This is a genomic window from Shewanella canadensis (assembly GCF_003966225.1).
GTDB lineage: Bacteria > Pseudomonadota > Gammaproteobacteria > Enterobacterales > Shewanellaceae > Shewanella > Shewanella canadensis.
Window position 1 is genome coordinate 138233 of record NZ_RXNU01000007.1, and the last position, 19751, is coordinate 157983.

Here is a 19751-nt window from a genome sequence, read left to right on the forward strand (position 1 = left end):
GCCCTGAATCCAGTAGAGGTCATTCAGGTGCTCGACTCACTATGGGAAAATAATATGCAGCGCAAACTTGAAGTTGCAGGCCATTACTTGTGGGCCAATGTGACACTTTTTGCCGGTGATGACTTAGAGATAAGACCGGGCTTGTCTCTTTTTGCCCAAATAAAAGGTGTTAGCATGACGGCATCTGATCTGGCCCAATCTCACTAGCCTAAAGAGAGCGCTCCAGTGTAGTTGCAGGCATTATTCCATCAGTCATTTTCATACGAATAGAAAAAGAGATAGCAATGGTCGAATTTACCCCCATCGGATTATCGATTGTCGAAATAGACAGGGTAGAGGCAAACCGCATCTTCGTACGGGGCATAGACCTATTAGATGGAACACCGATTCTGGATATCAAACCCTATATACAGTCTTTTGATAATATTAAAGATACCAAAGATGGTTGGTATGAGAATGGTCTGGATCCCCTTACCGTTCGCTCAGATAAACAATTTGCTTAATTTATAAAGTTAACGCTATGACCTCTTAGGCAACTCTGGATGAACCTAAATTTTCTGATTAAAGATCGAACCATCCATTGTATGTAAAAAAAGGAGAGCACGATTTAGATCCTATTTAGTTACAATTTCATTAATCAAGAGTTGGCCCAAACACAATAACGATTAAATTCAACAGATTAAACTTGTCCTTTCTCATGTCGGCGTAAATGAGATGTGATAGTAAAAAAAATGGGGGCTGGTCTTTGACAGGAGTAAACGGCTATATTAGCCTTAATTAAAAAGATTCATATTCAATATCAGCCAGTTGGATACCGAACATTGTCGAATACCGATCAAAAAGGATAATAAGCATGGGACAGGAAACCTCTAAAATTCTCGTCGTCGATGATGATATGAGACTAAGAGCTTTACTAGAGCGCTATCTTATGGAGCAAGGTTATCAGGTTCGTAGTGCAGCCAATTCTGAGCAGATGGATCGACTCCTTGAGCGTGAAAACTTTCACCTTCTTGTACTCGACCTGATGCTTCCCGGTGAAGATGGCTTATCTATCTGCAGAAGACTCCGTCAGACAGGTAATCCCATTCCTATTGTTATGCTTACGGCCAAAGGAGATGAGGTCGACCGTATCATTGGTCTTGAACTCGGAGCCGACGATTACCTGCCTAAACCATTTAACCCTCGTGAGTTACTGGCCAGAATTAAAGCCGTGATGCGCAGACAGAGTCAGGATGTTCCGGGGGCGCCGACTCAACAGGAGGAGGAGATCACTTTTGGTGAGTTCGCCCTCAACCTGGCTACCCGTGAGATGTACCACGGTGAAGAGGCTATCTCTCTTACCAGTGGTGAATTTGCCGTACTAAAGGTATTGGTAAGTCATCCCCGTGAACCGCTATCGCGTGATAAGTTAATGAACTTAGCTCGCGGCCGTGACTACTCTGCACTCGAACGTTCTATCGATGTTCAGGTTTCCCGTTTACGACGCCTGATAGAGAAAGATCCGGCAAATCCAAGATATATTCAGACCGTATGGGGTCTTGGGTATGTGTTTGTACCCGATGGTGCCGCCCGACGATGAGCCAAGGTTTCACCTTAAACCTTTGCTTGTCAGCTGAGTCAGTTGGAGTTTGTCACTGAAATGAAGTGGCTGAAGAAGTTTCTCCCCCGTAGCGCTTTTAGTCAGACAGTCATGCTGATTGGCTGCCTGCTGCTGATCAATCAGCTAGTGTCATATCTTTCAGTGGCCACCTATTTTATCCAGCCAACCTATCAACAGATCAATCAGTTGATAGCGCGTCAGGTAAAGTTACTTTTCGTCGATGGTGTCGATATCGGCCGCGAGCACTTGACCATGGTCGATGCCCTGAATGCCAAGGTGCGTGACGATGGCATGGAGATATACAACCAGAAGCAAGCACGGGAAGCGGGTATCGATCAGGCCGTATATTATGGCTTCTTATCATCACAGATGTCTGAGCACTTAGGAGGAAAAGCCGAAGTTAAGATAGCTCAGGGAGATGATTTTGAGATCTGGATCCGCCCTCCTCAAGCTCCCTCAATCTGGATAAAGGTCCCCTTAACCGGTTTCAACGAGTCAGACCTGTCCCCACTCACCCTTTATCTTATGGTGATTGGAGCATTGAGTGTCGCTGGCGGATGGTGGTTTGCCAGACAACAAAACAGACCCCTCAAAAAGCTTCAGAAAGCGGCAATATCGGTCTCGATGGGCGACTATCCAGAACCCTTGCCTCTCAGTGGTTCTACCGAAATTGTCGAAGTAACCAACGCCTTCAATCAGATGTCACATAGCATGAAACAGCTCGAGCAAGACAGGGCCCTGTTGATGGCTGGGATATCCCATGATCTTCGCACGCCACTGACCCGTATCCGTCTGGCCTCTGAGATGATGGTTGAAGAAGATGAGTACCTCAAAGACGGCATAGTGCACGATATCGAAGATATGGATGCCATCATCAATCAGTTTATTTCCTATATCCGCCAAGATCAGGAAAGTACCCGAGAACAGGGACAGCTTAACGACTTGATAGAAGATGTGGTGCAGGCCGAATCGAACCGAGAGGCAAAAATTGAAGTCGAACTCAATCCATGCCCCGAGATCCCCATGCAGAGCATCGCCATCAAGCGGATACTCAGCAACCTGGTCGAAAATGCATTTCGATATGGTAGAGGCTGGGTAAAACTGAGCTCTCATTTCGATGGAAAACGGGTGGGTTTCAGTGTCGAAGACAATGGCCCCGGTATTCCGGAAGATCAAATCCCCAAACTATTTCAGCCTTTTACCCAGGGTGACACAGCAAGAGGCAGCGTGGGATCCGGCTTGGGGCTTGCCATAATCAAACGAATTACCGATCGCCATCAGGGAGAAGTGGTACTGACAAATCGAGCCGAAGGCGGCCTACGCGCCCAGGTTTGGCTACCCATGGAGTAGACAGAGTATCTGTCGTCATGCTTTTGAGTCGTGCATCATCGACTTTCAGTAAAGCTATCACTCTAGCGAAGACAGTCAAAAGCAAAAAATTGGTAATTTTCGCCAGATCATTTCTGATTTAACGTGTTAAAATATTGCTCATTAAATGACTCACTTAGATTTGGTGAGTAACAAATAGCATCAGGGAAAACGATGAATAAATTAACTCTCGGCGCGACCATTGCGGCCTTAGGGCTGTCATTCCACATGAATGCTGAAGAGGTCAGCTCTCCACTGGCCATGTCTATTATTTCGGGTATGGAAGCCTATGAAGACTCTCCTGGCAGCTCTTTATCGAAAGGTGCAGGCATCTCACTCATTTGGGACGACCTTAGATACGATCAAACTTACAAACTTAATAAAAATTATTTCCGGGCACGCGGCACCTACTATTACGAAAAAGATTCCGAGAAATACGACGAAGACAGATATCGTGACTCGATGGATTTTAAGCTCCATTACCAGCGCCCTTTTATGAGTATCAATAACGATGATGATTATACCCTCAGCGTTATCGGTCATTACGCGGGCCATTACAACAGTCAACAACTCGAGGAATTTGAGCAGCTTGCCGTCGGAGGTTTAGCACTCAACAGGCGGTTTGGTGACACCCATCATTACGACTTAGGGGTCACCTTAGGGTTAGCCTTTAGCGAAGAGGAGAAAGATGATGACTGGCCGAGAGAGTCACAGGGAATTAGCGAGGAAGAGCTTAACCGTCGTGGTTTTGGTTACTACTTTGAACTAAATAACAGCTATACCTTCAGCCACACTGGAGTTCAGATATCACTAAACTACAGCCGTTATGACGGCCTGTGGAAATATGAAGATAATAAGTCCTATACCTTCAACAAGGTTAATTTTGGTGTCGTTATTCCTCTAGCCAATAAAAATAACCTGCTGCACTTCGCAACTGAATATATTCACCGTGACTCTGAACAAGACTTGATTGGGTTCGATGATATCCTCTACCGAGTGCATGCTGAATACGTACACTACTTCTAAATATTACTACTTACCAATACAAAAAAGGAGCCATAAGGCTCCTTTGCTTTATTCGGTGATAAATAATCCAAACATAGAGCGCCAAGAATCCCCCCCATTGATTGGTTATTCGACAAGTTAGCAATTCCTGTCAGGAAAGCCTCTTTCATAACTTGGATACTGGCTAAATATTCAGGAGGGGATATGAAAGATAGCGATATCCAATTGATGGCAGTTAAAGACGAGAGGCTCAGGAAGTATATGGCAACAGATGCTAAGACAGAGGATTACGACATAACCATGAACCGGGTTTGTGATTATATCTATGCAAATTTAGATGAAAGTTTGACCGTCGAACATCTGAGTCAATTCGCAGGGTTTTCTAAGTTTCATTTTCATCGTCAGTTTTCAGATTTTTTTGGTATTAGTATATCCAGATACATCCAGCTTTTACGTTTAAAAAGAGCTTCCTACCAGCTCTATTTTAACCGTGACACCAAAATTATTGATATCGCTTTAGATGCTAAATTTGATTAGCCCGAATCTTTTTCCCGGGCATTTAAAAAGGCATTCGATCAATCTCCCACTGAATTTCGCCTCCAGCCAAAGTGGTTGGAATGGAATGAGAAGTATCAATTCGGAGTACAAAAGATGGATAAGCAGCAGGTTGAAATTGCCACTTTTGCAGAGACAAAAATTGCGGTCTATGAGCACAGAGGAGCACCTGAACTGGTAAATGAATCCGCAGGTAAGTTTATCGCGTGGCGTAAGAACACAGGCTTATCACCTGTAACTAAGAGCCAAACTTTTGGAATAATCTATGAGGATCCTAAGTCGGTCCCAGCCGAGGAGTTTAGGTTTGATATCTGTGGGTCGGTATTGCAGGAGGTACCGGATAATGACTCAGGGATCATCAATAAGACCATACCCGAAGGACGCTGTGCCGTCATTCGTCATCAGGGTTCACACGACCATTTGGGGGCTAAGGTACACTATCTCTACGGTCAGTGGTTACCACGGAGCGGCGAGTCATTAAGAGACTTCCCCTGCTTCTTTCATTACATTAACTTCTTTCCCGAGGTAGCCGAACATGAGTTAATTACAGATATTTACCTGCCACTCATCTGAGCGGGAAGTATGGTTAACTTTCATTAACTGTACTTGAGTCGATCACTTGTCATAATGCGGCTTAGGGAGATAACAGAACAAAAGGCTTAGTAACATGATGAATAAATTGACTATTGGTTTGGTGCTAGCCTTTTCTTCCTTTATTTTGTGGATGACCTATCTGGCAAATACCGGCGGCAGTAGTGTGTTCTTCAATCTGATAAGAGTGCTTCCCTATGGAGACAAGCTGGGGCACTTTTGCCTTTTTGGTATACTGACTCTTTTAATTAACCTCGCCTCTCACTGTAAGTCATTTCCAGTAGGCCGATTCCGTATTTACTATGGTACCGCGGTCGTTACTATTTTTGTTCTTACGGAGGAGATTAGCCAAAAATTCATCCCCAACAGGACATTTGATCTGATGGATCTCACCGCCGATGCCCTGGGGATCCTCAGCTTTACCTATTTCAGTTTTCTCAGCAGTAAAAAGCCGATGAAGGGATAGGCGTTAGGCTTTCATAGCAGCCTTAACATAGACATCGAAACGATTTTTCTTGGTCGCGATGACCATAGAAGGTTTTACGCCATCCAGGTCTTCCGCATAGTCAGGTCGCTTAACCACCACTCGCTTAGTGGCTAATGCCATGGCGGGAGCGAGCAAGCCATCAGCATCGAGATCGGCACCAACCAGTGACTGGAATACCCGCATCTCTTTTTTCACGAGTGCGGATTTTGATTTATGCGGATACATGGGGTCTAAGTACACCACATCTACCTCTTCGCCAAGCTCGGCAACAGACTCAAGGCTAGAGCCATGTACCAGCCTCATGCGCTCACGCATCCAATCGCCGATCTCTTCACTTTCATAGGCGCGGCGCAAACCATCTTCAAGCAGAGCGGCAACCACAGGGTTTCTCTCTATCATAGTCACATTGCAGCCAAGACTGGCCAGCACGAAGGCATCACGACCGAGGCCAGCGGTACCATCGACGACGCTTGGGTTCACCCCTTGCTTAAGACCTACCGCTTTGGCTATCGATTGCCCTCGTCCACCACCAAATTTGCGACGATGCGCCACGGCACCGGAGACAAAATCCACACAGATACCTTTCAGTTTTGGTTCATCACGCTTATTCAAAACAAGGCAATTATTTTCGAATATCAGCTCGAATGCAGCTTCCTTATCAAAGACAAGTCCCCATCTTTGGCAGATAGCCTCTAATGAAGGGTATTGAGCATTAAAGAAGATGCCTATCGGCTGTATTGATTGCTTAAGTTCGGTCACTGTAACTCGATGTGGCGTGATTATGCGTCTATTATGCCAAAAGCTCCGTCTGGGAGATATATTTTAAGGAGTTTGAGTTATAATCCGTTGCATCAGGCAATTTTTGCCATACCCAAATTAACCTCGCAAAGCCAAGTTCAGTTATCCATAAACGATATCCAGCTTAACGCTATGCCGAAACCCTTAGGAATCATCATGCTGAGTTATCGCCACGGCTACCATGCCGGAAATTATGCCGATGTATTAAAGCACTCTGTTTTATTACAGGTACTTAAACTAATGCATAAGAAGCCAACCCCTTTTGTCTATATCGATACCCATGCTGGCGCCGGCGGTTATGCTCTGAGCGATGAATTCGCTCAAAAAACCGGTGAATATTTAGACGGGGTTGCTAAGCTATGGGGGAAAGAGGATCTGCCTGAACCACTAGCTGAGTATATTGCTGATGTCACTCACTTCAACCAAGGTAAGCCTGAGCTCTCTTTCTACCCAGGCTCTCCAGCCTTTGTAGACATGAACAGCTATGAAAAAGAGCGCATGGTATTGCATGAACTTCATGGCGCCGATCACGCCCAGCTTGAAGAGCAGTTTGCTGGTGACAGGTATATTCGCATTGTCAAAGACGATGGCTTAAAAGGGTTAATCGCAGCGGTTCCTCCCCGTGAACGACGCGGCGTTATCTTAGTCGATCCAAGTTATGAGATGAAAACTGATTACCAAGATGTGCCTAACGCGATCATAAAGGCCCATAAAAAGTTCGCAACCGGTGTATATATGCTCTGGTATCCGGTCGTGAATCGTGCTCAAACCGAAGGTATGTTGAAAATTCTTGCCCAGAGTGGCATTAAGAATCAACTGCGTATCGAACAAGCTGTCAAGGCTGACAGCGATGAGTTTGGTATGACGGCTGCGGGCTTATGGATCATCAACCCTCCCTGGAAACTCGATGAGTCGGCAAAAGAGATATTAGATTACCTCTCGCCACTACTGAATCAAGGTGGCGGTGAAACTAAGATTATCTTGGAAGTCAGTGAGTAGACATCTTATTTAAGTAGTGAGTTTGTTGTTTATATCAGTTGTATTTCGCCAATACGTGTTTGAATGAAGGTAAGATCAATTGACCACTACTATCCTATGCTTTTTATGTAGTGGCATAGTGAATTTATCCGCAAGATTTATTTGATCTGCACAAAAAATGTGCGTAGAATGCCCGGCAATTTATCTGATTGGGATTTGAAATGAGCCGCCAAGTTAAGCAACCCTTAACCCAAAACCGTCGAAAGTCGGTTCCGCTCAATTCTATTCTGGTCATTTATAAGAAAGCCTCTTTTTTAAAAGGGGCTTTTTTTTGTCTGTTTTTTAGAAGACTGCTTTTTAGAAGACAGGCACTTTGCATTGAGATAAAAATAAAAAGGGAAGAAAGGCCATGGTAAATTCATTATATAAAAAGCACATTATTTCCATTCCGGAATTAGACCGCAGCCAGCTTGAATCAATAGTGGCGACAGCCGGTGTGCTTAAGGCAACTCCAAACCCTCAGCTGTTGAAGAATAAGGTTATCGCCAGCTGTTTCTTCGAACCCTCGACCCGTACCCGATTGTCTTTCGAAACCGCAGTCCAGCGTCTGGGCGGCACGGTTGTCGGCTTCGATAATGGCGGCAACACCTCCCTGGTAAAGAAAGGCGAGACCCTATCGGACTCGGTACAAGTCATCTCCTCCTATGTTGATGCCTTCGTAATGCGTCACCCCCAGGAAGGTGCAGCTCGTCTGGCCTCGGAGTTCTCCAATGGCGTGCCCATCATCAATGGCGGTGACGGTGCCAATCAGCACCCGACACAGACCCTGCTGGATCTATTCAGCATCTTCGAGACTCAGGGGCGACTGGATGATATTAATATCGCCTTTGTCGGCGACCTCAAATATGGCCGTACCGTCCACTCGCTAACCCAAGCCCTATCCAAGTTTGACAATGTTTGCTTCTATTTCATTTCGCCGGAAATTCTGGCCATGCCGGATTATATCTGTGAGGAATTGGATGAAGCCGGAATAAGCTACAGCTTGCACACCAGCATGGAAGACGTGATCCCAAGTTTGGATGTGCTGTATATGACCCGGGTACAGAAAGAGCGACTGGATGAATCTGAGTATGTCCATATGAAGGCAGCCTATATCCTCAGTGCCACCATGCTTACCGAGGCACGTGAGAACCTGAAAATTCTTCATCCCCTGCCCCGTATCGATGAGATTACCGTCGATGTAGACAAGACTAAGCATGCCTATTATTTTCAGCAGGCAGAAAATGGCGTCTACGCCAGGGAAGCCTTACTCGCACTGGTACTAAATGAACAGCTATCAGCAGGAGACACAAACAATGTCTAAATCGATGAAAATGCAGGTTGAAGCCATTAACAATGGCACGGTAATCGACCACATTCCGGCCAATATAGGGCTCAAACTACTGAAGTTGTTCAATATCCAACTCGTTAACCAGCGCGTGACCATAGGGTTCAATCTGCCCTCATCGGCCTTGGGCTGCAAGGATATTATCAAGGTTGAAAATGTCTTTATCAACGAGGATCAGGCGAACCAACTGGCCCTCTATGCGCCGAATGCCACGGTCAACCAGATTGAAAACTACGAAGTAGCCAAAAAGCTCAATCTCAAGTTGCCCGATCAGATCCATGCCATTTTCAGGTGTCCGAACAGCAACTGTATCACCCACAACGAACCCGTGGACAGTAACTTCAGGGTGCTCACCAAGAGGGATGATATCCAGCTCAAGTGCAAATACTGTGAGAAGGTGTTCTCTAGGGAGATCGTCACCGAGCACCCTTGATACGGCTCACGGGGATAGTTTAGTTCGCCCCCAAAAAATTCCTAGGCTCACAATCCATAAAAACCTCAGCACTTGCTGAGGTTTTTACTACAGCCAGTTTAAACCTGCGGCCTAAAACGGTAATGAGCAAGGCCGTTTGAGTAGCGAGTCGCTATAAAATACTGTGCCGCTCAAAAAGCGTGTCGATATAGTTAAAATCAATATCCAACTTAAAAATATCTCAGATCTTGATGCTGTAAACGATGTTTACACAAGATTCTTCAAAGGCGATCTTCCTGCAAGAACAGTCGTTGGCGTTTCGGCTATGCCTATGGATGCTTTGGTACAAATTGATGCCATTCTTTCTAACGCTGAAGGTACACCTCCTGCGAAATAACAGGTATTTATTTACATGCATTAAGTCGGGACATCCATAAAATCTAGATACGCTTTGATCTTTTGGATGTCCATTCCTGCTTATTAAAACCGAGCGGATTGAACGAATTCCTAAATAGCTCAAAATGGTTCGCATGGTGTCCCCTGATGAAAGATCATCTGCCAGCGCCCTTGGCTTTTTCTCCATAGCGAGCTACGTAAGGAGTAACGGGTAATAAACTCACCGGGTTTTTTCATCGTTGCCTTATAGACAAGCTGAGCAACATCGCAAGAAAGATGTCTCAATTCGAATGCCGTAGCTGAAAATTCGGGGCACTTCTCCCGGGGGAGCTGCTTTAACACCTCTTTCTTGCCGAAGCTTATTCCCGAGCCGCCAAACTCGAGAAAATCGTCATGGATAAGCTGATCGAGATCCTGAACCGATACCCTCACATCTGCCTTAAGAAGATAGAGCTCCAGCTCAACAAGTTTTTTCTTTAAACTGGTGTGCATACACTATCCTCCCTGCAAGACCTACTGCATCGATGCGCGAAAACAACAATAGACAATTACTGCCTTAATAATAACTTAGCATAAAAAATTAGGTAATGAGTCGATTCTTAAACATAGATTCAATTTCCAGGAATATCCACTCCATCACAGGACCGTAGGCTCTGTCCCGTCGGTTCACCACCCCCATCTCAACAAGCAGGGGATCGGGAATATTCTCTGTCGACAGCTCAATCACCTCATTGGTGTACCACTCCGAATTAGCCAGGTGATCGGGCACCAGTGCCCAACCGAGCCCCCTGATAACCAAGGCCGTGATGTAATAATAGCTATCGATATACCAATGATTTGCCGACAAGGCTTTAGCCTGACTTTTCCCGACGCGATCGCGGATAACAAGCTGACGATACTGGTTGAGTTCATCGATAGTCGGTGACTCAATCTTAGATAACGGATGCTTAGGTGATACGATCAATGAGTGGTAAAACTGACCGATGGACATAAACTCTAACGAGTCTGAAAAAGACTTAACATAAAACAGTATCCCCATGTCCGCCTTTCCCTCATCGACCCATTGAGCGATATCATCCTGAGAACCATTTATTATGGTGAGCTTGAGTAGAGGAAATCGTTGAGCGACTCGCTCAATCAGAGATTCGAACGCATTGATAGGCACGGCTTCATCCATAGCAATGGTTAACGCTATCTCCTCCCCGCTCGTCACCGTCAGGGCTCTCGACTGCAACCGCTGACACTGTTCGAGTACGGCCTGAGCCTCTACATACATATCTTCCCCGTGCTGAGTTAAGACTGGCAACTTTGCCGTTCTGTCGAATAACTCGAAACCGAGATCGGCCTCCAGGTTCGCGATAGCGGTACTCACCCTTGACTGCGCACGGCCTAGTTTTCGTGCTGCCGCAGAAAATGATCCACACTTAACCGACAAAACAAACGCCTCTAACTGAGCCAGAGTCCAATTCATAACCTCTCCATCAACACACTCTAATCATCTCAACCAACCATCCGAAATCCGGATAGAAACCAACTTTCATCAATCCGCTTATTGAGAGTATCCTATGGGCCTCCACTAAGTACCAGAAAATAAGTACCAGAAAAAAGATTATGCAAGCCAACATTCAGGATATAACCTCCGATCGTTCAATACAGCGCGCCTTTTGGCGTTACGCTATCCCTTCGATCGCGGCGATGTTAGTCAATGGCCTATACCAAATCATCGATGGTATGTTTATCGGGCACTACCTGGGTTATCAGGGCTTAGCGGGTATCAATGTGGCCTGGCCCATCATCTATGTGATTGCCGGGGTAGGCTTAATGATAGGGATGGGTGCAGGCAGCCTGAATTCTGTCAGTCGCGGGAGAAGCACGACAAGCCAACAAGACTCAAAAGAGGCGGTAAGAGCTCATACACAAGTCGCCAAAACGCTATACACGGCTTTGGGCTTAGCCATCGGCTTTGGGCTTATCTTCTCGTATTTGCTCTTATTAAACGGCACCCACCTACTGCTTGCTCAGGGCGCAGAGGGTCAAGCCCTCGTATTGGCACAACACTATCTCTCCCCTTTCGTGTGGACGGCAGTGATTACGATTCTGGCCTCGGCTTTACCCATATTAGTTCGTAACGATGAGAGCCCGAACATCGCGACAGCGCTGATGGTCACCGGAGCATGCATTAATATCATGTTGGACTACCTACTCATAGTTCAGTTTGACATGGGACTTAAGGGGGCTGCACTCGCTACCGTGTGTGCACAACTGTCTGTATGTGTGGGCGGTTTCGCCTATTTCCTCTCGAGTAGAACACAACTCAAATTATCGACATACCGCCCGAGCTTCAACGCACGGCTCGCAGGAAAAATTCTGTTACTGGGGTCATCGAGTTTTGTCATGTATATCTACACCAGCTTTGTCTTTGCGCTGCATAACCGTCTGTTTATGGAATATGGCACATCCATAACCGTTGCGGCCTTCGCCATAGTCGGATACCTGATGGTCCTCTACTATTTCATCGCCGAAGGGATAGGAGAAGGTATGCAACCACCGGTCAGTTTCTTTTTGGGGGCGGCGCAGCCCCATAATATAAAAAAGATGGTTCAGTTGGCGGCGACAGTCACACTCACAATAGGCCTGAGCTGGGTGGCCGTACTAAACCTATTTCCCGAGACCATGATTGGGCTATTTAACACTGATGATCCAATCCTGATACAGGAAACCGTTACCGGTATTCATCTGCACCTGTTTGCTATGTTTCTCGACGGCCTCATAGTCTTAGCCATCATGTATTTTATGGCTGTGAATCAAGGTGGTAAGTCATTAGCTATTTCAATGGGCCATATGCTTATCCAGCTACCTTTCCTCTACATATTGCCGAAATGGCTGGGAATATATGGTGTCTGGATAGCGATGCCACTCTCCAATGTGGCCATGTTTTTTATCGTTGCACCTATGGTCTGGTATCACATGAATGCGGCAACACATAAGCAGGAACCAAACCTTGCGACAGCTTAAGCACTGCACTTATGGTGGATAAAGACAGGTGTGGTGTGTCAGCAGTGAAGTGATAAAAATCCGTTATCCCGGTTTACGGTATCGTTCGAGCAAGATCTTCACGCGCTTTACGTAGGCTTGAGTCTCTGAAGATAATGGAGAGGGATCCCCATGGATGTTTAACAAGCGAAGGGGTTACCCTGGTTTACGGTAGCGTTCGAGCAAGATCTTCACGCGCTTTACGTAGGCTTGAGTCTCTGGGTAAGGGGGGATCCCCTTATACTGGGTGACATTGGTTGGGCCCGCATTGTAGGCGGCGCAGGCTAAATCGATATCACCATCGAAGCGCTGGAGCATCTGGGCTAAATATTTTGCCCCCCCATCGATATTTTGCTCCGGCTTGAAGGCATTTTTAACCCCCAGCTCTTTCGCCGTTTCGGGCATAAGCTGCATCAACCCCATGGCTCCGGTTCGAGACAGGGCAAATACATTAAATGCCGACTCTGCGTGAATAACCGCCCGAATAAGCGCAGGTTCAAGGTCATGGTTATTGGCGGCGTGATTGATTAGCTCATCATAGTCTCTGGGAAAAAGCGGCATTTTTTTCCAGTCCAGATTTGAGTCGGGTTGACATGCATAACAGTCATATAATAGCACCTGATATTGAGCCGCCCCTGGAGCATGGTCGGAGAAAGCCATAACGCCATTTTCCTGCTTGTATTGATACACCTTAAGCTGATTATCTGCGTCTTTTGAAGGAGGAGGTGGGGAAGAGGTCGAAGCAGAAAGTGTTGAGTTGCCTAGTATCCCCTCTTTAGAGTAACTCGCTTTATAATGAGGTTTGCCGCCATCCTCAATCGAGAGCTGAGCATAGCAGTGGGTCACGCCCATAAACCAAAGCAGAGAACTAACAACGCCACCACACCAGATGGCATGCATAGATTTCATCACAGGCCGGTATACTCATCGAGTTTCAGTACTTCAATCATAGCAAAGAGTTGACGCATCTCTCTGTTAATTTGACTAAACTCGTACTCGAAGGTGGCACCATTGAAAATAGAACCCAACTCGAATCGATTTTCTCTGCTGGCTAACATGATGAGTAATTTATCCTCATAGAAAGCACATTGAAATTGACCGGAAAAGCAGTCCGCTAACTCCTGTAATCGCTCCATAAAAGAGACGGTCAATAGATAGCGAGCCTCAACCTGATCGGATGAAAAAACGTCAAATAGTTTTTCAAAACGGGGGTCTTCAAGCTTGACCCTGGACAAGCGCTTAAAGGAGTCAGAGAGGAAGTTCATCAAGCTACCTCGACTACGTACAACCACAGTATGACCATTAAACTTCTTATGGCAGCTGAGTTGCACCATAACACCATTAAATACCGTCTTCGTCTCGCTGTTCTTATCTCGCCTAACCTCCTTAGTAAGCGCCAGCTCGTTAATCGCTATCTCGATCCCCCGGTAAGTTCCTTGAACGTAATCATCAAAATGCGCCTTATCGTAACCGGGTAGCAGCTTTGAACGCTTAAGCGTTGTCATGCTCATGCTGTGCGTCGGGCTAAAGATAAAATCGTCACCAAAATATCGAAATATCTTTGGAAATACCTGCAGTTTTACATCGCTTTGATAATGGGTTATAGGCCTGGAGCACCACCAGAACAGAGGAACCAGCGGCAACAGATAGAAGAGCCAAGATATGACGATTCGCTGTGTGGAATCGAATAGGAAACAGATAAAGAACACGGCTGCAAAAATACCGATACTCATATATATCCGCAGCCTTAGCGCCTTTAAGCAGGCCACTCGACGATTCTCAAACTTGCGCGTTAATGGCTCGATATGTTCATCGTAATGCGTCTGTAATGATTCCTGTTCATCACCCACGGCGTTCAGAGGCTTTGTTTGGCGCTTAGGTTTTATACGCGCACCAAAAATAAAACTAATTATATTCATGGGAAGCTAGACTAAATAATCGATAGATAGGTTGCGGCACCCGAGTACCGCATAACATTATTTAAGATAATCAGAGGCGTCAACTGGCGCCTTCGACACTTCATCGGCTTCATAGAAAGGCATCACCTTGATATTAGCCATAGAAGCGATGATAGAGCCGGGGAAGATCTCCACCGCATTATTGAGCTCAGTTACCGACGCATTGAAGAAGCGGCGTGCGGCAGAGATATGCGCCTCCACCTCGTTATAGGTCTGCATAGCCTGAAGCATAGTGTTGTCGGACTTTAGCTCGGGGTAATTTTCGACATTCACCATCAACTGACCCATCTTGCCATTCAATTGCTCCGCCTTGCTCAGGTGATTCTGAATAGCAGACGCATCACTGGTGTCATAAGATTTTTCTACCTGGGCACGCAGCTCGGTGATCTCAGTCAATAATGACTTTTCATGATCCATGAACTTCAGAGCAATTTTTAAAATATTGGGGACCAGATTCGATCTTTTTTTCAGTTGTACATCTATGCCAGATAGGGCCTCGCGAACAGAATTACGCTTTTTAACCAGACTGACGTACCAAAGGTAAGCAATAATAAGCAGTAGCCCTAAACCTAACAGCAACCCTTCCATCGTATATCCTTATTATTCTGATTTAACTTCAATATTCTCAGCTTATCGGTAAAGCCATAACTCTCTACTTTCACCTATTTTTTGCACTATTTCCAGAGATTTATCGGTGTTCTCGACCGAGGAATTAAGGGTACAAATTGCGCTTTTTTCAGAATGATTAACCCATTTATGACATTTATTTAAAAGTAAACATACGCTAACAACCAGCTAACGATAGAAATCGACGGGAATCAAAATAATTGCCACAAAAATAAAACTACAAATATTGAGACTGGAAAAAACCATTATTTATCAACAAGAAAAGATAGAACCGTGAAGTGGTAAAAAATGAGCACCCATTCAGAAATAATAAAGCCACCTCCTGAATTATCACTAAGTTAACCTACAAAAATCACCATTAAGAGATGCATTACGCAAGATGCTTACAATAACCCGGTTTAAAGGCCTCTATTCATGCTAAACACATCTCATGCCCCTGCTAGAGCAAACAAGCCCCATGCTAATAAAGCACAAAATTCAAGCAACCTGTTCAGGTTCCATACAGACAAGTTCAGGCACAATGACTCACATGAAGTCCTGTTACATCATCTCATTACGTTATAGTTATACATCCTTTTTAGGCTCTAGTTTGAGCCTATTTTTTTGCCTGTAATTCGAGGAAAAACAGAGTCTTTCCATTCAGTTTTCATACAGTCAATATGAGCTATATTGGTCACAAGCAAACATGATGACAACCAACCCCAACTGATTGACTCGATGTAATTGCTAGCGCAACCCTATCCCTTTGGCCCCACTTTTATGGGGTCTTTTTTTGCCTGAATTTCGGTTAATGTTTAAACCCTCCCCTTGATCTACTCCCTCCTCACTCGAGTCTTGTAACACCTCATTTCTTTTACAAATTTAATATTCAGTTAAACCAACTAAGACACTATGGCAGGTCTACTCGGAAATACCGAGTCCGAAAACCAATAATACCGATTGGTATAAAGCCGCAATCAAAGTTGGCGTTCAAAAGGTCCGCAGAGACTAAATATTGAAGGGAAGGATATGGGTATAAATAAAGATGAGAGCATAGAACTGCCTCTCGATTCATCTGGGGCGTCAGGGACACCTGAACCACACAGTGGGGCTTTTGTTCGTTTTCTAAATATTGTCGAACGCTTAGGAAACTTGCTGCCACACCCTATTACGCTTTTCGCCATGTTCTGTTTGGCCGTTATCGCCATCAGTGGTGTTGCAGGTTATTTTGAGTTAACCGTTATCGATCCACGTCCGGTTGGATCTTCGGGGCGAGGTGAAGACGGCCTGATCCATGTAGTCAGCCTGATGAACGCCGAAGGTTTGAGAATGATAGTCTCAAATCTGGTCACCAACTTCACCGGGTTTACACCGCTGGGGACAGTGCTGGTTGCCCTGCTCGGTGTCGGTATAGCCGAGCGTTCAGGCATGTTATCGGCTGCGATGCGCTTACTGGTGATGGGTACATCTAAGCGACTGGTAACCCTGACCATAGTTTTCGCCGGCATAGTATCGAACACGGCGGCAGAGCTAGGTTATGTGGTATTAATTCCTATGGCGGCAATGATATTCCACTCCCTTGGTCGTCACCCCCTCGCAGGCCTTGCAGCCGCATTCGCTGGTGTATCGGGTGGCTATAGTGCCAACCTACTATTGGGTACCGTAGATCCACTGCTTTCGGGGATCACCGAAGCCGCGGCGCAGATGATCGACCCTGAATATACGGTAGGACCCGAGGTTAACTGGTACTTCATGTTCGTCTCCACTTTCCTGATCACCACTTTAGGCGCCATAGTGACAGAGAAGATCGTCGAGCCTAAGCTAGGAAAATACGATGCCAGCGAAGCAAATGTCGACCTGTCACACCAAAAGATGGACCGCGTCACCAGTGATGAGAAACAGGGCCTGAAAGCCGCAGGTATCGCCATTCTGGTGCTATCGTTATTATTGGCATTAACGGTTGTTCCCGAAAATGCGCCACTAAGAAATCCGGAAACCGGCTTAGTGGCTGGCTCGCCATTCCTGAAGGGGATCGTCGCATTTATCTTTATCTGCTTCGCTATTCCGGGTCTGGTCTACGGTAAGGTCGTCGGCACCATGAAGCGAGATAAAGATGTCATCGATGCCATGTCTTACAGCATGAGCTCGATGGGCATGTATATTGTGCTGGTATTCTTCGCTTCTCAGTTCGTCGCCTTCTTCAAATGGACTAATTTAGGCGCGGTGCTCGCCGTATCAGGCGCCGACGCCCTGAGTGCTATCGGTTTAACGGGCCCACTGGTATTCGTGCTGTTTATCATGATGTGTGGCTTTATCAACCTGATGCTGGGTAGTGCCTCGGCGCAATGGGCCGTTACGGCTCCGATTTTCGTACCCATGCTGATGTTGGTTGGCTATGCGCCGGAGACCATTCAGGCCGCTTATCGAATAGGGGATTCGGTCACAAACCTTATCACCCCTATGATGAGCTACTTCGGGTTGATCCTTGCAGTTGCTTCTCAATATAAGAAGAATCTCGGCATAGGTACACTGATCGCAACCATGCTGCCTTACTCCATCGTCTTCTTCATCGGTTGGACCTGTTTCTTCTTCATCTGGGTATTCGTTCTGGGTCTGCCGGTAGGACCTGGAGCAGAGACCTATTACACGCCGTAAATAGAGATAAAAATATGGCGCAGCAATTGGGGCTACCCTGTGCTGCGCCTTTATATATTTTCAAACCACATTTTAACGAGTGTAAACGTCTACTGTAGAGCTTCTTTACCAAAAGCTTCATGGTAAGCAATCATAAAATCTTCGCGAATAAGTTGCTCCAGGTGAGCTGCGCGCTCTGTGGGGCAAAAAATCATAATATGAATATTTTGCTCGCCAGTGGGACCGCTATTGATATGGATATGCGGCTCTGAGCCAGGTAGGTCAACACCGGCATGTTTTTCAATAATACTATTATAGCGTGTTGCCACTTCATGAAAGTCTTCGCAATGCGCTTCAATTTGTTCGCGTAGTTCAGGAAAAAGAGGATATAAATTCACGAACTCAATCACGGTAATATGAAAGTTATGGTAGACATAGCGCTTCATAAAATTAAGGTTCTTGACCGCATAGCTGAAGAACATGCTGTTAGGTAACGTTGCCGTTTTACCCGTGTAGTGGTATTGACCGTGGTGAAGGTCTATCTCCTGGATCACAGTCGCCATTAAATTATGTTCAATGACCTCACCACATAATTTACCAACTTCAATCCAATCACCGATGACAAATGAGCGTGAGCTCGCACGCTGAATTGAGCCAGTAAAACACAATATTATCTCTTTTGAAGCAACCACTATCGCGATAGCAATGGCGGTAACTGACAGTGCAAATCTATTTATCTCTGTCTGCCAAAGCATAAATAGAATGACAATGATTAAGATAAAAGTACCGTTTTTGGTACGCGACATCCACTTGCGCTGCACCTCAGTTAAAAATGGGATATCCCCACGAATTTTCGAGATGACAAAACGTTTAATCAGTGAGATGCAGACAATCACCAGGACGGTCAATAAAAGCTTATGAGTTAGTAAGAAATCAACTGCAATGGTAAGTTTATCCACAAAACCCTCTTTAACACTAAAAAAACCGGTGCAATTCAGACGAGTAAACCATAGTAAATTAATGATTTAAGCGCTATTGCAGATGATAAAGCAACTCTAAGGTTATCGTAGCTAAAAAACAAGTTAGCATGGATCCACTTGCGATTACGTTATGCTTAGTTGGATCGCTAGATATTAGGTACTTCTAGAGTAAAAAGGAGTTAATGTTATCGCTATGACCACAATATCATCTCTACCAATGCTTTACTCTTTACGAAATTGTCCCTACGCCATGCGCGCAAGAATGGCTGTTTATGTTTCAGGCCAAGCTGTGCAGCTCCGCGATATCGTATTAAGCGATAAGCCTGTTCATATGCTCCAAGTCTCACCCAAGGCAACGGTTCCGGTTTTAGTACTGAGCAATGGCGAAGTGTTAGAGCAAAGTCTGGAGATAATGATGTGGGCTTTTGAACAAAGCGATCCTAACAACTACTTAATGAGCGATTGTCCGAATACACGAGCCGAAATGCTGAGTTTAGTCGACCTTTTTGACACCGAATTTAAGTTATGGCTTGAGAAGTATCGCAGCGCAAAACGTTATCATGACGAAAGTGTATTAGAACATAGGTTAGCTTGTGAGCAATACTTGAAAATGTTGGAGCTGAAGCTATCTCAACACGCATATTTGATCTCAGATAGCCCAAGCTTAGCGGATTTAGCGATAATGCCTTTTATTCGACAGTTGGCCCGAGTTGAGCGTCAGTGGTACTTACAGTCACCCTATCCCAATATTAGAAGATGGCTCAACGATTACTTACAAAGCCGGATGTTCAGTAAAGTAATGACTAAATATCCGTTGTGGTTAACAGAAAAATCTTTGATAGTTTTTTCTGCTGGCAAGCCATTAAGTTAACGCCCTATACCAATCGGTATTAATCTAAGAGGGCATTTCTGGAGGTGAAATAAATAGTCTTCCGGAGACCTAAAAAACCTAACAAAAAGCCC

General features: G+C 45.4%; 21 protein-coding genes and 1 pseudogene. 15 read left to right on the plus strand and 7 right to left on the minus strand.

Annotation, left to right across the window (positions count from 1 at the left end; all coding sequences use genetic code 11):
- Positions 1-54: 54 nt before the first annotated feature.
- From EKG38_RS24950 to EKG38_RS14655, 8 genes are all read left to right on the plus strand, one after another.
- The gene (locus EKG38_RS24950; RefSeq protein WP_185826862.1) at positions 55-207 is read left to right on the plus strand and encodes a TOBE domain-containing protein; all 153 of its coding nucleotides are present in this window, start codon (positions 55-57) and stop codon (positions 205-207) included.
- Positions 208-284: 77 nt separating this feature from the next.
- On the plus strand, positions 285-503 hold the full coding sequence (locus EKG38_RS14630) for a TrmO family methyltransferase domain-containing protein (protein ID WP_126520975.1): 219 nt from the start codon (positions 285-287) through the stop codon (positions 501-503).
- A 350-nt stretch (positions 504-853) separates the two neighbouring features.
- Complete coding sequence (ompR, locus tag EKG38_RS14635; RefSeq protein WP_012004307.1) at positions 854-1579, plus strand: osmolarity response regulator transcription factor OmpR; 726 nt, start codon at positions 854-856, stop codon at positions 1577-1579.
- A 60-nt stretch (positions 1580-1639) separates the two neighbouring features.
- Positions 1640-2950, plus strand: coding sequence for a two-component system sensor histidine kinase EnvZ (gene envZ, locus EKG38_RS14640; RefSeq protein ID WP_126520976.1), 1311 nt, complete (start codon positions 1640-1642; stop codon positions 2948-2950).
- A gap of 192 nt (positions 2951-3142) precedes the next feature.
- Positions 3143-3994 (plus strand): hypothetical protein, encoded by an 852-nt coding sequence (locus EKG38_RS14645; RefSeq protein ID WP_126520977.1) that lies wholly within the window; start codon positions 3143-3145, stop codon positions 3992-3994.
- A 183-nt stretch (positions 3995-4177) separates the two neighbouring features.
- Positions 4178-4510, plus strand: coding sequence for a helix-turn-helix domain-containing protein (locus tag EKG38_RS25405; RefSeq protein ID WP_342775850.1), 333 nt, complete (start codon positions 4178-4180; stop codon positions 4508-4510).
- Between the two features lie 114 nt (positions 4511-4624).
- Positions 4625-5101: an AraC family transcriptional regulator gene (locus EKG38_RS25410; protein ID WP_342775851.1), complete on the plus strand. Its 477-nt coding sequence runs from the start codon at positions 4625-4627 to the stop codon at positions 5099-5101.
- A 94-nt stretch (positions 5102-5195) separates the two neighbouring features.
- Positions 5196-5585 carry a VanZ family protein gene (locus EKG38_RS14655; RefSeq protein WP_246033172.1) on the plus strand — a complete coding sequence of 130 codons (390 nt, stop codon included), beginning with the start codon at positions 5196-5198 and terminating at the stop codon, positions 5583-5585.
- Between the two features lie 3 nt (positions 5586-5588).
- Here the strand turns inward: EKG38_RS14655 and EKG38_RS14660 are convergent, their stop codons facing one another.
- Positions 5589-6365 (minus strand): class I SAM-dependent methyltransferase, encoded by a 777-nt coding sequence (locus tag EKG38_RS14660; RefSeq protein ID WP_126520978.1) that lies wholly within the window; start codon positions 6363-6365, stop codon positions 5589-5591.
- A gap of 195 nt (positions 6366-6560) precedes the next feature.
- Between EKG38_RS14660 and EKG38_RS14665 the strand changes: the two genes are divergently transcribed.
- The 4 genes and pseudogenes from EKG38_RS14665 to EKG38_RS14680 all read left to right on the plus strand — a co-directional run.
- Entirely contained in the window at positions 6561-7403 is an 843-nt protein-coding gene (locus tag EKG38_RS14665) for a 23S rRNA (adenine(2030)-N(6))-methyltransferase RlmJ (RefSeq protein ID WP_126520979.1), read from the plus strand.
- 388 nt (positions 7404-7791) lie between these two features.
- The gene (pyrB, locus tag EKG38_RS14670; RefSeq protein ID WP_126520980.1) at positions 7792-8745 is read left to right on the plus strand and encodes an aspartate carbamoyltransferase; all 954 of its coding nucleotides are present in this window, start codon (positions 7792-7794) and stop codon (positions 8743-8745) included.
- Entirely contained in the window at positions 8738-9202 is a 465-nt protein-coding gene (gene pyrI, locus EKG38_RS14675) for an aspartate carbamoyltransferase regulatory subunit (RefSeq protein ID WP_126520981.1), read from the plus strand. Before pyrB ends, pyrI begins: the two co-directional genes overlap by 8 nt.
- Positions 9203-9386: 184 nt before the next feature.
- Positions 9387-9578: pseudogene (locus tag EKG38_RS14680) on the plus strand (RidA family protein); the annotation flags it as partial.
- Between the two features lie 119 nt (positions 9579-9697).
- Here EKG38_RS14680 and EKG38_RS14685 read toward each other — a convergent pair.
- Together EKG38_RS14685 and EKG38_RS14690 are read right to left on the minus strand one after the other, a co-directional pair.
- Entirely contained in the window at positions 9698-10069 is a 372-nt protein-coding gene (locus EKG38_RS14685; protein ID WP_126520982.1) for a nuclear transport factor 2 family protein, read from the minus strand.
- A gap of 88 nt (positions 10070-10157) precedes the next feature.
- Positions 10158-11048 carry a LysR family transcriptional regulator gene (locus EKG38_RS14690; RefSeq protein WP_126520983.1) on the minus strand — a complete coding sequence of 297 codons (891 nt, stop codon included), beginning with the start codon at positions 11046-11048 and terminating at the stop codon, positions 10158-10160.
- 140 nt (positions 11049-11188) lie between these two features.
- Here EKG38_RS14690 and EKG38_RS14695 point away from each other — a divergent pair, with 140 nt between their 5' ends.
- Positions 11189-12592 carry an MATE family efflux transporter gene (locus EKG38_RS14695; protein WP_126520984.1) on the plus strand — a complete coding sequence of 468 codons (1404 nt, stop codon included), beginning with the start codon at positions 11189-11191 and terminating at the stop codon, positions 12590-12592.
- Between the two features lie 174 nt (positions 12593-12766).
- Here EKG38_RS14695 and EKG38_RS14700 read toward each other — a convergent pair whose 3' ends face one another.
- From EKG38_RS14700 to EKG38_RS14710, 3 genes are read right to left on the minus strand one after another with little or no spacing between them, the layout of a single operon-like run.
- Complete coding sequence (locus EKG38_RS14700; RefSeq protein ID WP_246033178.1) at positions 12767-13519, minus strand: lytic transglycosylase domain-containing protein; 753 nt, start codon at positions 13517-13519, stop codon at positions 12767-12769.
- A complete protein-coding gene (locus EKG38_RS14705; protein ID WP_126520985.1) occupies positions 13519-14529 on the minus strand; it encodes a DUF3137 domain-containing protein in 1011 nt (336 codons plus the stop codon). The genes EKG38_RS14700 and EKG38_RS14705 overlap by 1 nt, the downstream gene beginning before the upstream one ends.
- Before the next feature lie 57 nt (positions 14530-14586).
- On the minus strand, positions 14587-15156 hold the full coding sequence (locus tag EKG38_RS14710) for a LemA family protein (RefSeq protein WP_126520986.1): 570 nt from the start codon (positions 15154-15156) through the stop codon (positions 14587-14589).
- 1047 nt (positions 15157-16203) lie between these two features.
- Here EKG38_RS14710 and EKG38_RS14715 point away from each other — a divergent pair.
- Positions 16204-17829, plus strand: coding sequence for an AbgT family transporter (locus EKG38_RS14715; RefSeq protein ID WP_126520987.1), 1626 nt, complete (start codon positions 16204-16206; stop codon positions 17827-17829).
- An 89-nt stretch (positions 17830-17918) separates the two neighbouring features.
- Here the strand turns inward: EKG38_RS14715 and EKG38_RS14720 are convergent, their stop codons facing one another.
- Positions 17919-18767, minus strand: a complete 849-nt coding sequence (locus tag EKG38_RS14720; RefSeq protein ID WP_126520988.1) for a mechanosensitive ion channel family protein — start codon at positions 18765-18767, stop codon at positions 17919-17921.
- A 214-nt stretch (positions 18768-18981) separates the two neighbouring features.
- Here EKG38_RS14720 and EKG38_RS14725 point away from each other — a divergent pair, with 214 nt between their 5' ends.
- Complete coding sequence (locus EKG38_RS14725; protein WP_126520989.1) at positions 18982-19659, plus strand: glutathione S-transferase; 678 nt, start codon at positions 18982-18984, stop codon at positions 19657-19659.
- Positions 19660-19751 lie beyond the last annotated feature (92 nt).

Bases quoted from the DNA above. Each gene is read 5' to 3' on its own strand.
- EKG38_RS24950 (WP_185826862.1), top strand. From the start codon at position 55: ATGCAGCGCAAACTTGAAGTTGCAGGCCATTACTTGTGGGCCAATGTG.
- EKG38_RS14630 (WP_126520975.1), top strand. From the start codon at position 285: ATGGTCGAATTTACCCCCATCGGATTATCGATTGTCGAAATAGACAGG.
- ompR (WP_012004307.1), top strand. From the start codon at position 854: ATGGGACAGGAAACCTCTAAAATTCTCGTCGTCGATGATGATATGAGA.
- envZ (WP_126520976.1), top strand. From the start codon at position 1,640: ATGAAGTGGCTGAAGAAGTTTCTCCCCCGTAGCGCTTTTAGTCAGACA.
- EKG38_RS14645 (WP_126520977.1), top strand. From the start codon at position 3,143: ATGAATAAATTAACTCTCGGCGCGACCATTGCGGCCTTAGGGCTGTCA.
- EKG38_RS25405 (WP_342775850.1), top strand. From the start codon at position 4,178: ATGAAAGATAGCGATATCCAATTGATGGCAGTTAAAGACGAGAGGCTC.
- EKG38_RS25410 (WP_342775851.1), top strand. From the start codon at position 4,625: ATGGATAAGCAGCAGGTTGAAATTGCCACTTTTGCAGAGACAAAAATT.
- EKG38_RS14655 (WP_246033172.1), top strand. From the start codon at position 5,196: ATGATGAATAAATTGACTATTGGTTTGGTGCTAGCCTTTTCTTCCTTT.
- EKG38_RS14665 (WP_126520979.1), top strand. From the start codon at position 6,561: ATGCTGAGTTATCGCCACGGCTACCATGCCGGAAATTATGCCGATGTA.
- pyrB (WP_126520980.1), top strand. From the start codon at position 7,792: ATGGTAAATTCATTATATAAAAAGCACATTATTTCCATTCCGGAATTA.
- pyrI (WP_126520981.1), top strand. From the start codon at position 8,738: ATGTCTAAATCGATGAAAATGCAGGTTGAAGCCATTAACAATGGCACG.
- EKG38_RS14685 (WP_126520982.1), bottom strand. From the start codon at position 10,069: ATGCACACCAGTTTAAAGAAAAAACTTGTTGAGCTGGAGCTCTATCTT.
- EKG38_RS14690 (WP_126520983.1), bottom strand. From the start codon at position 11,048: ATGAATTGGACTCTGGCTCAGTTAGAGGCGTTTGTTTTGTCGGTTAAG.
- EKG38_RS14695 (WP_126520984.1), top strand. From the start codon at position 11,189: ATGCAAGCCAACATTCAGGATATAACCTCCGATCGTTCAATACAGCGC.
- EKG38_RS14700 (WP_246033178.1), bottom strand. From the start codon at position 13,519: ATGAAATCTATGCATGCCATCTGGTGTGGTGGCGTTGTTAGTTCTCTG.
- EKG38_RS14705 (WP_126520985.1), bottom strand. From the start codon at position 14,529: ATGAATATAATTAGTTTTATTTTTGGTGCGCGTATAAAACCTAAGCGC.
- EKG38_RS14710 (WP_126520986.1), bottom strand. From the start codon at position 15,156: ATGGAAGGGTTGCTGTTAGGTTTAGGGCTACTGCTTATTATTGCTTAC.
- EKG38_RS14715 (WP_126520987.1), top strand. From the start codon at position 16,204: ATGGGTATAAATAAAGATGAGAGCATAGAACTGCCTCTCGATTCATCT.
- EKG38_RS14725 (WP_126520989.1), top strand. From the start codon at position 18,982: ATGACCACAATATCATCTCTACCAATGCTTTACTCTTTACGAAATTGT.